The organism is Mediterraneibacter sp. NSJ-151 (assembly GCF_022487435.1).
GTDB lineage: Bacteria > Bacillota > Clostridia > Lachnospirales > Lachnospiraceae > Schaedlerella > Schaedlerella hominis.
This window is the reverse complement of the sequence record NZ_JAKVPP010000004.1, coordinates 204,559-217,002: the sequence shown is the minus strand read 5'-3', so window position 1 is coordinate 217,002 and position 12,444 is coordinate 204,559. Positions and strand designations below refer to the sequence as shown.

16 protein-coding genes and 3 pseudogenes are annotated in these 12,444 nt (G+C 37.8%); 4 read left to right on the top strand and 15 right to left on the bottom strand.

What is annotated here, in order from left to right:
* Position 1: 1 nt before the first annotated feature.
* Entirely contained in the window at positions 2-328 is a 327-nt protein-coding gene (locus LQE94_RS05820; protein ID WP_240577211.1) for a winged helix-turn-helix transcriptional regulator, read from the bottom strand.
* A 146-nt stretch (positions 329-474) separates the two neighbouring features.
* Between LQE94_RS05820 and LQE94_RS05815 the strand changes: the two genes are divergently transcribed.
* On the top strand, positions 475-828 hold the full coding sequence (locus LQE94_RS05815; RefSeq protein ID WP_173790348.1) for a cupin domain-containing protein: 354 nt from the start codon (positions 475-477) through the stop codon (positions 826-828).
* A 335-nt stretch (positions 829-1,163) separates the two neighbouring features.
* Here the strand turns inward: LQE94_RS05815 and LQE94_RS05810 are convergent, their stop codons facing one another.
* From LQE94_RS05810 to LQE94_RS05765, 10 genes and pseudogenes are all read right to left on the bottom strand, one after another.
* Complete coding sequence (locus tag LQE94_RS05810) at positions 1,164-1,853, bottom strand: ATP-binding protein (protein ID WP_240577210.1); 690 nt, start codon at positions 1,851-1,853, stop codon at positions 1,164-1,166.
* A gap of 326 nt (positions 1,854-2,179) precedes the next feature.
* Positions 2,180-2,581 (bottom strand): DUF188 domain-containing protein, encoded by a 402-nt coding sequence (locus tag LQE94_RS05805; RefSeq protein ID WP_442920070.1) that lies wholly within the window; start codon positions 2,579-2,581, stop codon positions 2,180-2,182.
* Positions 2,582-2,593: 12 nt separating this feature from the next.
* A pseudogene (locus tag LQE94_RS16520) lies at positions 2,594-2,867 on the bottom strand (DUF4186 family protein); the annotation flags it as partial.
* Between the two features lie 4 nt (positions 2,868-2,871).
* Entirely contained in the window at positions 2,872-3,558 is a 687-nt protein-coding gene (locus LQE94_RS05795; RefSeq protein WP_240577209.1) for a PAS domain-containing protein, read from the bottom strand.
* 12 nt (positions 3,559-3,570) lie between these two features.
* Positions 3,571-3,747, bottom strand: a pseudogene (locus tag LQE94_RS05790) (pyridoxamine 5'-phosphate oxidase family protein); the annotation flags it as partial.
* A gap of 291 nt (positions 3,748-4,038) precedes the next feature.
* Entirely contained in the window at positions 4,039-4,740 is a 702-nt protein-coding gene (locus LQE94_RS05785; RefSeq protein WP_240577208.1) for a transglutaminase-like domain-containing protein, read from the bottom strand.
* On the bottom strand, positions 4,730-5,398 hold the full coding sequence (locus tag LQE94_RS05780) for a class I SAM-dependent methyltransferase (RefSeq protein WP_240577207.1): 669 nt from the start codon (positions 5,396-5,398) through the stop codon (positions 4,730-4,732). The genes LQE94_RS05785 and LQE94_RS05780 overlap by 11 nt, the downstream gene beginning before the upstream one ends.
* A gap of 14 nt (positions 5,399-5,412) precedes the next feature.
* Positions 5,413-5,790, bottom strand: coding sequence for a hypothetical protein (locus LQE94_RS05775; protein ID WP_240577206.1), 378 nt, complete (start codon positions 5,788-5,790; stop codon positions 5,413-5,415).
* A 49-nt stretch (positions 5,791-5,839) separates the two neighbouring features.
* Positions 5,840-6,061, bottom strand: a pseudogene (locus LQE94_RS05770) (ZIP family metal transporter); the annotation flags it as partial.
* A 272-nt stretch (positions 6,062-6,333) separates the two neighbouring features.
* On the bottom strand, positions 6,334-6,597 hold the full coding sequence (locus LQE94_RS05765) for a hypothetical protein (RefSeq protein ID WP_240577205.1): 264 nt from the start codon (positions 6,595-6,597) through the stop codon (positions 6,334-6,336).
* Between the two features lie 62 nt (positions 6,598-6,659).
* Between LQE94_RS05765 and LQE94_RS05760 the strand changes: the two genes are divergently transcribed.
* On the top strand, positions 6,660-7,067 hold the full coding sequence (locus LQE94_RS05760; protein ID WP_240577204.1) for an ImmA/IrrE family metallo-endopeptidase: 408 nt from the start codon (positions 6,660-6,662) through the stop codon (positions 7,065-7,067).
* 33 nt (positions 7,068-7,100) lie between these two features.
* Positions 7,101-7,319: a hypothetical protein gene (locus LQE94_RS05755; protein ID WP_240577203.1), complete on the top strand. Its 219-nt coding sequence runs from the start codon at positions 7,101-7,103 to the stop codon at positions 7,317-7,319.
* Positions 7,320-7,467: 148 nt separating this feature from the next.
* Here LQE94_RS05755 and LQE94_RS05750 read toward each other — a convergent pair whose 3' ends face one another.
* Positions 7,468-8,016, bottom strand: a complete 549-nt coding sequence (locus LQE94_RS05750) for an 8-oxo-dGTP diphosphatase (protein ID WP_240577202.1) — start codon at positions 8,014-8,016, stop codon at positions 7,468-7,470.
* Between the two features lie 283 nt (positions 8,017-8,299).
* Here LQE94_RS05750 and LQE94_RS05745 point away from each other — a divergent pair, with 283 nt between their 5' ends.
* Entirely contained in the window at positions 8,300-8,440 is a 141-nt protein-coding gene (locus LQE94_RS05745) for a hypothetical protein (RefSeq protein ID WP_240577201.1), read from the top strand.
* A 510-nt stretch (positions 8,441-8,950) separates the two neighbouring features.
* Here the strand turns inward: LQE94_RS05745 and LQE94_RS05740 are convergent.
* From LQE94_RS05740 to LQE94_RS05730, 3 genes are all read right to left on the bottom strand, one after another.
* Positions 8,951-9,652 (bottom strand): pilin N-terminal domain-containing protein, encoded by a 702-nt coding sequence (locus LQE94_RS05740; RefSeq protein ID WP_240577200.1) that lies wholly within the window; start codon positions 9,650-9,652, stop codon positions 8,951-8,953.
* Positions 9,636-10,490: a class C sortase gene (locus tag LQE94_RS05735; RefSeq protein WP_240577199.1), complete on the bottom strand. Its 855-nt coding sequence runs from the start codon at positions 10,488-10,490 to the stop codon at positions 9,636-9,638. Before LQE94_RS05735 ends, LQE94_RS05740 begins: the two co-directional genes overlap by 17 nt.
* Positions 10,491-10,627: 137 nt before the next feature.
* A complete protein-coding gene (locus LQE94_RS05730; RefSeq protein WP_240577198.1) occupies positions 10,628-12,382 on the bottom strand; it encodes a SpaH/EbpB family LPXTG-anchored major pilin in 1,755 nt (584 codons plus the stop codon).
* Between the last annotated feature and the right edge of the window lie 62 nt (positions 12,383-12,444).

Genomic DNA, 12,444 nt, shown 5'->3' with positions numbered 1-12,444 from the left:
ATCAGTCTATGATTGATTTATAATAATTTCCAAAATCGGCTAGTGCATCTATAATTGGCAACATTTCTTTTCCAAGTTCCGTTAATCCATATTCTACTTTTGGCGGCATCTCCTGATAATCATGCCGATAAACAAGCCCGTTATCAATCATTTGCCTGAGACTATCTGTCAGTACCTTCTGTGAAATTCCTTCAATATCTCTCTGCAGTTCATTAAAGCGCCAGGGACGTTCTTTTAAATTACGTATGATCAGAAGTTTCCATTTTCCACCTATAAGGGACACGGCCGTTGCTACCGGGCAGATAGGAAGTTCATCTTTTGTCTTCATTTCATATTCACCTCCAATTTTATAATAGCACATACATTTTAGAGTGTGTAGTTATAAAAAAGTGCGTACTTGTTTTTGCATGTGTAAATCAGTAAATTATAGATAAGCAATCGAAAATTGCAAATATATATCTGGAGGTAATAAACATGGCAAATTACGCAAAAACAAATATTGGGAATGAAGGCAGAGTAGAACTTCATGAAACACTCTCATTAACAGGAGCTGAAATCAGCATTAACAAACTTCCTGCTGGAGCAAGTGTTCCATTTATCCATTCACACAAAAATAATGAAGAAATATACGGAATTATTGCTGGTAAGGGAAAAGCTATTATTGATGATGAAGAAATCAATCTTACCACTGGAGATTGGCTTAGGATTTCTCCAGCAGGTAAGCGTCAGTTCTTTGCTTCAAAAGATTCCGAACTCACTTATATCTGTATTCAGGTAAAAGAGAACTCGCTTGAAGGATTTACTACAGACGATGGCATTATTTACTAAACTTCTTATAGAGTAAAGAATGCTATGCTGTTATGTATTAATTCAAAGCCGTGAAACCCTTTATAAGGTCTCACGGCTTTTTACTTGTTTATTCAAACTCCTTTGCAGACTGCGTTTCATGACACGCAAAAGCTGTTATTAGAGGTTTATACTTCATACACGTGTTCTGATTTGTGTTTTTCGCACCGCTTATGAAGAAATAAACTCCAAAATAACTCCATTTTACTCTTTATTATTTTGTTGTTCTTCTCTTGCGTACAGGAGATCCAATGCCTAGAATATTACATTATTCATAGTCTGATAATGTCTCCCTGCATAAGATACTAGCACAAGTATCAATCTCGTTTTGTTAATATCACCCATTTCCCTTTTTGGCTACTTCCCTGCCTCTTCAGATAATTCTTTTCCTTCAATTTAGTTATATAATACTTCACACTAGCAAGATTCCAATCTAACGCATTGGCCATTTCTTTCTGCGTGATTGAAGGTTGCATACGTACAAGATTCAGAATTTCTATTTCTTTCTCACTCAGTACATTTTCATCTTCCACTTGGTCTAATCTCTCTAAATCTTGGTTAGCTTGGTTAGTAGCTTGGTTAGCTTGGTCAGTAGCTTGGTTAGCTTGGTCAGTTATTGGATTGACTCGGAACAGCTCTACCCGAAACATATTATCGAATTCCTGAAATCTCGGTTTCGGAAGTCCATACTCTTCTGCTGCATTAAGGATTCTTTTAATTCCGCTTCCCCATGCTTCTACGAGTCCCATCTGACTGAATATATTGGCAATTCCTTTATTCCGAATCTTAGAGTGACCATTCATAACTTCTTCATAAGTCAATCCGTTATATAATCCGCCTGGAGAAGTCACCTCCAGTCTGTCATCATAAACTGCGACCTGAATACAGGATTCATCTAACAGGTTACGATGACAATGGGCGTTAATAATCATTTCCCTGATTGCTTCCGGTGGTAACTCATATTTCTCTTTTCGCAACTCCCTAATTTTATCACCAAATGTTGTCATAAGTATACATCTTTCTCCTATGAGTTTTGTACGTGCTTTTTTTATCACGATAAAAGTATATCATTATGCAAACAAAAAGAGAACCCGACATCTCAAGCAAATTTGATGATGTAGGTCCCTCTTTAACATTTTTGCCAAAGCACTGTTCTTGTTTGCAGCACTGCTCAATGCTCCGGAAATGCAAATATCTGTATCAGAAAAAGAGCCAACTCTTTAAAAAGAAGAGGTACCTACTTAACGGTGCCTCTTGCTTTTCCATCTAATCTGTTTTATTGCTCTACCCTATCACACTTGCACCAAATGGCATGAAAGAAAGTCTTGCCATTTTAAAAAACTACTTCCTGTACCATCATGAGCATTTTTTCAAAAGACTGTGCAAACCTTACATCATCTTCTTCTGTTCGTTTTTTCGATCCCTTGATATGATTCTTATGGGAACTTCTTCTGGCTTTTTTATTCAAATGACGTTCCATGAGCATCTGATCAATATTGTTATTCGTGTACCATTTACCCGATTGATGAATGGCATATGCACCTTTTCCCAGTGCCATTGCAGCTACACCATAGTCCTGTGATACGACAATATCTCCTTTATGGCAGATACTGATCAGTTTATAATCTACTGCATCTGCTCCTGCCCCTACTACAATCACTTCGCTATAATTAGAATACAAAATATGATTCGTATCACACAGCAATGTAGTTGGAATATTATATTTCTCTGCTATTGTCTCGATAATACCTACTACCGGACATGCATCTGCATCTACAAATATCTGCACTTGTGCCTCTCCATTTCTTTTTGAGATAAAATCCTCTGCATGTTGTCTGATTCTCTCCATGTCTCGCCTCCCGGCCCGGTCGTTGCTTCTGCTACGCAGGGTCGTCCACTGGACAACCGCAACCTTTTTCGTTTATGTAATCAATATCTTTCTGCTTTAGATGAAAACTGCTTCGGAACTTGGAATTGTCCAGTCGCTCAAATAACTGTTTGTACCATTCATCCTTCGTCATATCATCACCATAAATCGTATTGTTTCATAGTCTCTGCATTTCGATATTCATGTTTCTCATAATATCCTATCAACTTCCCATCATCTCTGAGTGCCACCATATAAACATCTTTATTCTGTTTTTCATTGTGAAAAGTATAAACGATATTATGCCTTTCATCTATTGCAAACCAGTCCACTACCTGCTGTATTTTATCTCTTGATTCCGGATTATGACAATCTAACAGACTTCTTCCAATAAGTTTATCGCCACCTCGCTTCGCATAACTGATAACAGCTGCCGGATTCATGTAAATAATCTCATGTTTAAGATTGCATATAACAACAGATGCCCTGTCCTGATCAACAATGCTTTTATAAAAGTTGACATAAGATTTAAACTTAATCACCTTTTCATTATCCAGCCTCTTTTGAAGATGTGGTTTCTTTCTTCGATAATAATCGTATATTTCTCCATCTGGTATCCAGATTTGTGCCTCATTTATCTTATCAAGTACAGCTTCAACAATCTGTTCATCTGCCAGCGAATCAGGTGCTTTACCATGTTCTGTTACATACTTTTTGTATTCTTCATACACCCAGCCTGTAATCTTATCCTTCTGTTTCATCTTGAGATTACTAAACTTCTTGTTCATCTGTAAAAGCTGACCATCTATCTTTTTATGTATTTTTTTCTTCTTACTTTTCGCCATTTTATGTTATCCTTAGAACTTCACTACTTCCGGTTCATGTGTAAATGATGAAAATGTAGCTGTCGCATTCTTAAAATAGAACACCTCTGTATTTCCATCATCTGCTGAGTACATATTCTGTAAAGATGGATAAGCATCAAGCATAGACTGTCTTGCTTCTCTTCTATCATCTTCTACAAGTTCTCCTGCCTTAACTGTTTATCTGATACTTATAATGAATTACAACTATTTTCAGTATAGCATATATTGCTTTATTAAGTATCAATAATTTGCCTTATGAAAAGGTTGGAAAGAGCGAGCCGGTATGTATTGCAGATGATGTGCCGTTTGAAATTCCGGAGAGTTGGGAATGCGCATGACTACCAAGTCTTTTTCTGGCTTGTTCAAGCATATCCATGCTGTAATCAATACAAGTAATATGTGCATTTTTCAGAGAACTCCTTACCCTCCAAATTTAATTTTAATTCTAAAAGCTTAAAACTATCGTTCTCTAATCTTCCTGACATTATGATTCATGAGGTGTCTTCCAATATGTCTATAAGCAAATGCTTTAAAGGCTGAAATTTCTTGATGATGTTCCTTCAACAGTTCATCTGGACAATCATATACACCAAAATCCTGATTGATTCCCTCGCTCTGAATATAAGTATTGTTCCTATCAAACTCAATAATGAGATTTCTGAAATCCTTGACTGCTACTCCATAACCGCAAAATGCACCTGTACATTCCGAATTTTGTTCCTGTAACTTCTTTATGTAGGTTTTATCCAAAATGAATGCTTCCAGTTCGTACCACTGATTTTCGAAATTAATTTCTACCCAGCTATGGAAAATACTTTTTGGAGCATTACGGTAAACAAACCCGGTCATAGCCCCTTTCTGCAATCTTTTATCAATCGTAAAACCATGTACTCTGCATGGAATATTGCAGGCACGTAAAAGTGCCATAAATAAAGTTCCTTTTGTATTACATTGTCCATAACCATCTGCAAGTACTTTTGAAGCTGAAATTCCGTCATCAATATTATATCCAAATAAAACATCATCTCTTACATAGTTGTAGATTGCCTTAATCCTTTCAAATTCACCCATTTCCTTCCATTTCATATTTTGAATAAGTTTTTGAATTGCCGGATTAGAAAAATCAACCATTCGTGTTTCCCTAAGATACTTATCTTTCATTTCTTATCGCCTTTCCCATAGGTTTTCTCACAACACAATGCATTCGCATACCTTTACGAATTTCAAATTTTTCTACTTTTAATCCTGCTTTTTTGCAACATTTTATGACCACATCTCTTGTTGGCACTTGGACATCTCCATGTCCGCATATATTTGCCAACGGCATTTCCAATGTATTCATTAGCCATACCAATACTTTATTGTCACTCGTCACATCTCTCAGTATCAATCTTCCATTTGGGCGAAGACATCTTTTCACACTATCAAAAAATGCCTGTGGATCCGGATAATGATGGAAGCTCATAGAACAAATAATTGCATCAAATGAATCGTTTTCAAAAGGAAAGTTCTCACAATCTCCTACAACAAATGTTGCATTTGGAATATTTTTCTTTTTTGCCTGTTCAATCATGGCAGGAGTCAGATCCAGTCCTGTATAATGTCGGTCTGGATATTTTTCTGCTAATAAAGAAATCATCGGAGCAGGCCCACAGCCTGCATCTAATAAATCTCTAAATGGCTCCTTCTCTAATTCTTCCAGAATATCCGGATAATCCTTCTTGCACATTTCGTAAATGCCAGCATGGTTACTTTCATATCTTCCTGCTGCTTTTGTAAACTCTTTAATTGATATTTTTTTATATTCTTCATTTTTCATGCTTTTTTCTCCAATCACTGTACCTTTTTCGCCTTGCATTCGCATTTCTTCATTTTTTTCATATAAGCATAAAACTGCTTATGCAATTCCCTCATTTCATCTGGTGCCTTCATAGCATGTTGATACATAAATTTATCTCCAAAACTGCTTCCAAATGTAACTACCAGCATATTTGCTAAAAATGGCAAGGGTAAAAAGCAAAAAATATTCATTTTCCAAGGTGACAGTTTACCCTTTTGTTTTCGCAAAAAATTAAAATTTCTTTTCAGCCTTTCTGCTGTTTTCCTCATAATTTTCCATTCTTTTTCTACTTTCTCCGGATCATCTGATTCATAATACGCATCTGCAATCGGTACCACCATAGCAAGATGACAAAGCTGCCATAGATGCATATCCGTTACTTTCTGGTATGGTATATGAGCATGCCTCAATATCTCTGAAAACTGCCGGAACAAACGATAAAGTTCCCATATTCTCAGATTGTTTAATTGCCGGAATCAGGAGACTCCAGATTGAAGCAGCAACCATTATACCTGCTGCAAACCCTGCAAGTGCACGTTGCAGTAACTTGCTAAGTGTTTTTCTCATAAAAAACACGCATGCTGCACCTAGCGTTGTTCCAACAAATGGAATCAATATACCTTCAAAAACATTCATTAGCATTATGTATTCCTTTCTGTATAGTCAAAAGTACTTTCACATCGTTCTGTTGTTAGTTTTAACTAACAGCCATGTATAAAAGAAACCGTGCAAAAAGCAAACTGTAATTTCACACGGTTTTCCTTATGTTTAAGTATATCACTTACGAAATCATATAACAATATAATTCTTTTAACAATTTACAAAAAGCCGGAGGTCACAATAATCTTCATGACCTCCGACTCGTTATACTTATTCTACACTGTCCTTACACCCAATCAGCTCCTCTCTCCAGCTTATCTTTTCCCTGCTTTTCCTTCATCCTTAACTGCTGTTTTTGCATCAACGCCAGCTCTTGGCACAGCTTCTCTGCTCTCATTTTTCTCTGCCACCTGCTGTTCTCGTCTCTCCTTCACACCTTTTTCTTCCAGACTGCAAAAACTCTGCAAATACAGCAGTACATGATTCTGCATATCCGTCAGATCTTCCATATACTTCTGAAATTCTTCATTGCCTTTTCCTTGCTGATAGCTGATCCAGCTTTCATCCGTCAACTTCATTTCATATTATTGGTAAGAAGCTTCCGCTTGGAACTGATCCAAACTGTTGTAAAGGCTTCTGTATGCGGGAATGTCGAAAGACCTGCATCGTCATTAACTGCGACCTGCCGGAAATCATACAGCAGATTATCCTGATCCACGAGATTGGTCACGCACTCCTTCATCAGAAAACCCTTCAGATCAAGTGTTTTCATGATTTTGAATTATTCGATGGAGTATCACAATGTGAATATGAAGCGAATTGCTTTGCCGCTGATTATCTTCTGGAGGATGAAGATGTCCTGGAGATGCTTAACGCTGATATGTCCTTTTTCCAGGCTGCCGCCGAACTGAAAGTTCCACCGGAACTTCTTGATTTCAAATTCCAAATGATGAAACGAAGCGGCGTTCAGATTGTAGATTCTCCGATTACTTCCAACAGTGACTTTTTAAAAGATATCCCTACTTCGGGAGTAATAGAAAATTACTAAATATGCTATTTTGAAAAAAGGAGAGTTTGGAATATGATCAACTTAAATAAACGTAGAATAGATTTTGGAAAAGGTGACGTAGGTATTGGTGTCATTGGTAACACTGCAGATTCCGCACAACTAGCATTTTATAATCAGAGTGCACGTCCCATCCATATACTCAAGAATCCAGATCAGAATTCTGGGTTCGAACCCATGGAATTTAACGAAGAACCTTTTTATCATGAGCTTTTCCAATCCAGAAAGCATTGATGCAGTTATTTTGATTTTACAACGTGCCAAATATATTAATTTCACTTCTAAAAGTGAACAGCAAAAAACAGAATAGATGAATGATGTATCTTATAAAGAATGGCCGTCTTTTCTCCAATGAGCAGGCAGCCATTTCTCATGTAATTCTTTAATACAAATCTCCCACATATCCATCTACTTCCAGATGCATATAGCACTCATCCACCTGCTCTGATTCCAGAATCTTTAAAACGTGTTTCATACCTGTAGCAAGTTCTTTTGTTTTTAACTCTTCCAGCGGAATCCAATAAACTCTTCCTTCCTCAGAACTCTTCAAGTCTCCGGTGAACTTATCTGCTTTATACAGGGTAATGACATAATGCACTCCGCCCTTATGCCAATGATATAATCCTCCAAGCTTCGGTGCTTCGATCGTAAGTCCTGTTTCTTCCCAGACTTCCCGAATCATAGACTTCTGAAAAATCTCATTTGCTTCTACGTGACCACCTGGGAAAGTCGTACCGGTATAGCTATCATTTACTTTATCCAGAGCCAGTACATTTCCTTTATGATCCTGAATCATACACATATTCATAAAACAGACCTTCTCAATCCGGCTCTCTTCTTTTTCATTCAGAGATTTTCTGACACGTTTGTTGATATCCGATCGTTTGGATTTATGTTTCCCATCTATCATCTTATGGTTTTTCCGTGGCATCGGTTTGACCTCTTTTCTTCTTTTTCGTTCAGATTTTACTATACCACAGAATCATGCCTGCGTCATACTTCTGAGCTTCGATGTCCTCTTTTTCTTCTCTCAGTACCTTATTTATAGAGGGATCTTTTTTAAGGACTCTCTTCCGGCGGCTGTGCCACCGGTAAATAGCAAGGACAGGAAGTGTATATACACTTCCGGAAAACCAACAATTTAGGGAACCCTGCCCTAAATTAAAAACACAGAAATCACTACTTCGAAGAACCAAAGAAAGGAGAATCTGCCTATGGCAAAGAGAAAAAGAAATATACAGATTTTGTTTTGTGTTTCCCCTGAAGAAAAAAAGCTGATTCGCAGGAAGATGATAGAATCAAAAACAAAAAACATGGGAGCTGAGCACGCAGAAAGTCATTCAAAAACACTGTGATTCTTACCGGCTCTGCCGTAAAGTAATTGAAGATTGCAAATCTGCTAAAAATCCAAAAGCATACCGCAGCAAACATCAGGAAGAATACAAACTCCACGATTCACTAAAAAAAAGCTTCAGAATCTCGGTGTTACCAAAATCCCAAGCTCTAATAAAATCCAAAAGAGGATAGAAAATCTTGAATCTGAACAGGCTGCTACTGTCCGGGGAAAAAGGAGTTGCAGAAAAAGCAAAAGACACTGGATATCATCCGACAAAATTTCACTGCACTGCTCGATGCTCCTGAGATCAGTTCAGACTTACTTCCAGCAAAACGGGAACCTATTTCTGTCACAAGAGATAAATAAGATTGCACTGGCAACTCTCTCATTTTCTTCCAAATCTTCCCATGGTTTAAAACCCATTTCCTCCTAGGTGACGCCATATGGTGCACCTCCGGAGGTATTTGTTTTTGGGTTATGCCAGTTATATAACGAAACGAAAAGACCGGGATTTCCCGATCTTCTCATATTATTTATGGACTTTTCTTTTACAAACACTAAATATGACTAAGGATATTCCCATTAAGGAAAGCCACATAATTACATTCGTATCGTCCCCCGTTTTTACATTTGGAGTGCGACTGCTTTTATCACCCGATGTTTCTTCTGAAACTGGTGGCGTATTCGTGGTAATTGGTGGTATCGATTCATTTTTAAATTTAGGTTCTGCCGTTACATTCCAAATTATCTGACCATCATAATTACCTGGAACTGTTATGATAAAAGGTTCGCTTTGATATACTTGATTGCTAATTTGTGTTTTTTGTGTCTGGACAAAAAGATACACTCCTTTTTCCAGATCTCTGTACATAACTTCTCCGTCTGAGTTGGTCTTTCCGGACATTCCTTTGATGTTGTTATCCTGTACATATTTTTCCAGTTTTTTTGCAGCTTCTGCCTGAGCGGAAGAATCATCAAAATCAAATATGACTCCAGACTTTACAACCTCACTCACTAATGCCCATGAATTATTTTTATATGTTCCAACCTGATACATCGTAAATTCAGTATTACTTAACTTATATACCGTGGTCTCATCTTCAACCGTTGCTTTTAATAATATACTTCCCAGATCATTCGCAGACACAGGTAACGGAATGAGGAGTAAAAGCATACACATCACACTGGCCATACACATATATATTCGCTTACGTTTACTTATTCTGCTCATGTTTTTTCTCCTTCCTGCGTTTATGTAACTTAATGCTCACCCATATGATGATTAAAGCAACAATTCCAGCAATCAATAGAATCAAATTGAATGGGATTGTGCGCTGAAGACCAACTTCCTCATCTATCTTCTGTGCCTCTTCATACGGAATTCTAGTGCCACGTACAAGCAGTCTGTGCGTGTTAACTGCATAAGGAGTGCATGTGACCAGTGTTACATAATCCTTGCCCTTTTCAATCTGTAAAGAATCTGTATCTGATGGCAATACTGTCAGAATCTGATCCACCTGATAGGCAAAGGTATGATGAAGAACTTTAATATAAAATACATCTCCAACCTCCATCTTGTTCAGGTCGGTGAATATCTTGGCATTTGCAAGTCCACGGTGTCCGGATAATACCGCATGACAGCTCTCACCGCCTACCGGAAGCGAGGTGTTTTTCAGATGTCCTACACCTGACTGCAGTACTTTTTCGGATGTTCCATGATAAACCGGAAGAACAACATCAAGCTTTGGGATATCAATATATCCCATCATTCCAGTATCATCAATTTTCAAAAGTTTGTTATACTCATCATCTTCTGTCTGGTTTTCATTGCTTTCTGAAAATGGATCTGCTATGGAACCAATTCCAATCAGGCTTTCATTGTATTCCTGTGCCTGCTCGATCATGGCATTTTCCTGTTCTTCCGACAGATGAGAAACTTCCTGTTCATAATCTGTAGCAATCGTTGTGCTGTTCATCTGATTGATGTAATTGCTCACTACCGGATACAGGATTAAAGAAAATGCCGCCAGATATCCAATTCCTCTTAGTATTTTTACTACTTTCTTCATAATACCTTTCACCTTTTCGTCTGTTTCTTCTGAAATACCCAGTCCACACTGGACATTTCAGAAAAAGCAGACATCCTCCCGGTACGATACCGGGAAGATGAACTGTCTTTTTATCCATTCTTAAACTTCAGAATGCCTTAGTTTTTTGCTTTCTTTTTGCCAAAAGCTTTGCTTGCTGTTAATACGCCGAAAAGAACGATACCAGCCAGTGTTACCATAAGCGCTCCCTTGCTACCAGTGGATGGAAGCTGTGCACCTGTTTTGTTTTCTACAGGTACTTCTGGGGAAGTTAATTTATCAGTATTTGTTACAGTTATTGGATTACCATTGTATGTATAAGTTACAGTATAGTTTGTCAGTTTGCCAGTTGTTGTATCATAATTTGCTTCAATCACAACTTTGATGTCGCTGAGAAGTTTATTGTATCCTTCTGGAGCTTTTGTCTCTCTTAAGTAGTAAGTTCCAGCTTCAAGACCTTTTACAAGAACTTTACCATCAGCATCAGACACAATCTTTGCAGAAGTAAAGTCTGCTGCTTTAGCTTCATCGGCTGTTGCCTGACGGTATACGCCGTTTCCTTCGTCTACAATATTAACCTTCGCCTGTTCATCTGCTGCAGTACCTTCTGTGTTTCCCTTATAAAGCTCAAATTCTGCCTTTGCAAGTGCAGTCTTATCTTCTTTATTACTCTGGTCTTTTAAATAATATTTATAAATTGTGAAATCAAAGGTATGTACATCTACGATGCTTGGCTCAGATGTACCTGTTCCACCTGTTGTCGGGTTATTACTGTATTCAACGACCGCCTTGTTGGTATTTGGATTCATACCGATAACAGCATCTTTGTTTAAGGTTGCAGTATAAACAACTGTGATTGTCTCACCTGTACGATTCTTATAGGAATTATAGAAATCATTTAAGGTAACTGTTAAAGTACGTTTAGCCTGGTCATATGCAAGTGCATATGTATTAGTTCCTGCTTTCTTAGCAGTAAGTGTTGTATTTCCAACTTTTACAGATAGTACTTCTTTTAAGTCCAGTCCTTTGGACAAAGTATCGCTAAATTTAAAAGTATAAGAATTATATCCTGTCATATCCGGCACTTTAGAAGTCAGCTGGTAAGTGACGGTATCGCCAATTCCAAAATCTCCGGCTTTCTTTTCATCTGCTGCGCCACGTGGTGCGATGGTATCCTCAGACTCATTTTCGTCATCTTCATCTAATCCCATATGACTAACGTTTTCCCAATTATCGTTCACAATAGCATCAACTTTAGCGCCACTTCCACTCTGTGCCGGAATGATTTTCTTGTCTACTGTCGGGTAATTGCTCTTCATATTAACTGTAGCATCAGTACCTGTAACGCTGACTAAAGAAGCTACGGATTTTACTGTTTCATTTCCAGGTGCTGTAGATGTATCTGTGGCACCTAATGGATAAACTACATAGTATCCATATGCCAGACCACTAATTACTGTAGTGTCAGCGCCTGTAGTTGCAGTTGTATGAGTAGCCTCTACAGTTGTAGTATTTCCAAGAATCCATCCCATGATATCTTTTGCAAACGCTGCGCCATTACTTCCAGCTGTTCCGACCTGTGTTTTAACATAGTTATATGCCGCTTCACTTAAAGCTTCGCCAGATAAAGATGAACCATTCTCTACTTTTGTTTTGAAGAATCCATCATATGCACTGTTCAGTGTATATGCTACGTTATCGCCACTTTTTGTTGCTGTAAAAATCTGATACAGATCCAGAGTCTTTCCTGCCACTGTATTGTTGACAGTCAGAGTGCCTTTTGGATCTTCTGCTGCAAATGCAGTCATGCTCATGGACAGTATCATGGTCATTACCATCAGAACTGCCATAAATCTTGATACTAATTTCTTCATGTTCCTCTTCTCACTTTCTTTTGATTTTTTATTAGTTCGCTTGGGATTCTTTCAGCCTTTAT

Excerpts from the sequence above, each read along its gene's own strand:
- LQE94_RS05820 (WP_240577211.1), bottom strand. The coding sequence starts at position 328 with ATGAAGACAAAAGATGAACTTCCTATCTGCCCGGTAGCAACGGCCGTG.
- LQE94_RS05815 (WP_173790348.1), top strand. The coding sequence starts at position 475 with ATGGCAAATTACGCAAAAACAAATATTGGGAATGAAGGCAGAGTAGAA.
- LQE94_RS05810 (WP_240577210.1), bottom strand. The coding sequence starts at position 1,853 with ATGACAACATTTGGTGATAAAATTAGGGAGTTGCGAAAAGAGAAATAT.
- LQE94_RS05795 (WP_240577209.1), bottom strand. The coding sequence starts at position 3,558 with ATGGCGAAAAGTAAGAAGAAAAAAATACATAAAAAGATAGATGGTCAG.
- LQE94_RS05785 (WP_240577208.1), bottom strand. The coding sequence starts at position 4,740 with ATGAAAGATAAGTATCTTAGGGAAACACGAATGGTTGATTTTTCTAAT.
- LQE94_RS05780 (WP_240577207.1), bottom strand. The coding sequence starts at position 5,398 with ATGAAAAATGAAGAATATAAAAAAATATCAATTAAAGAGTTTACAAAA.
- LQE94_RS05775 (WP_240577206.1), bottom strand. The coding sequence starts at position 5,790 with ATGCATCTATGGCAGCTTTGTCATCTTGCTATGGTGGTACCGATTGCA.
- LQE94_RS05765 (WP_240577205.1), bottom strand. The coding sequence starts at position 6,597 with ATGAAGTTGACGGATGAAAGCTGGATCAGCTATCAGCAAGGAAAAGGC.
- LQE94_RS05760 (WP_240577204.1), top strand. The coding sequence starts at position 6,660 with ATGCGGGAATGTCGAAAGACCTGCATCGTCATTAACTGCGACCTGCCG.
- LQE94_RS05755 (WP_240577203.1), top strand. The coding sequence starts at position 7,101 with ATGATCAACTTAAATAAACGTAGAATAGATTTTGGAAAAGGTGACGTA.
- LQE94_RS05750 (WP_240577202.1), bottom strand. The coding sequence starts at position 8,016 with ATGCCACGGAAAAACCATAAGATGATAGATGGGAAACATAAATCCAAA.
- LQE94_RS05745 (WP_240577201.1), top strand. The coding sequence starts at position 8,300 with ATGGCAAAGAGAAAAAGAAATATACAGATTTTGTTTTGTGTTTCCCCT.
- LQE94_RS05740 (WP_240577200.1), bottom strand. The coding sequence starts at position 9,652 with ATGAGCAGAATAAGTAAACGTAAGCGAATATATATGTGTATGGCCAGT.
- LQE94_RS05735 (WP_240577199.1), bottom strand. The coding sequence starts at position 10,490 with ATGAAGAAAGTAGTAAAAATACTAAGAGGAATTGGATATCTGGCGGCA.
- LQE94_RS05730 (WP_240577198.1), bottom strand. The coding sequence starts at position 12,382 with ATGAAGAAATTAGTATCAAGATTTATGGCAGTTCTGATGGTAATGACC.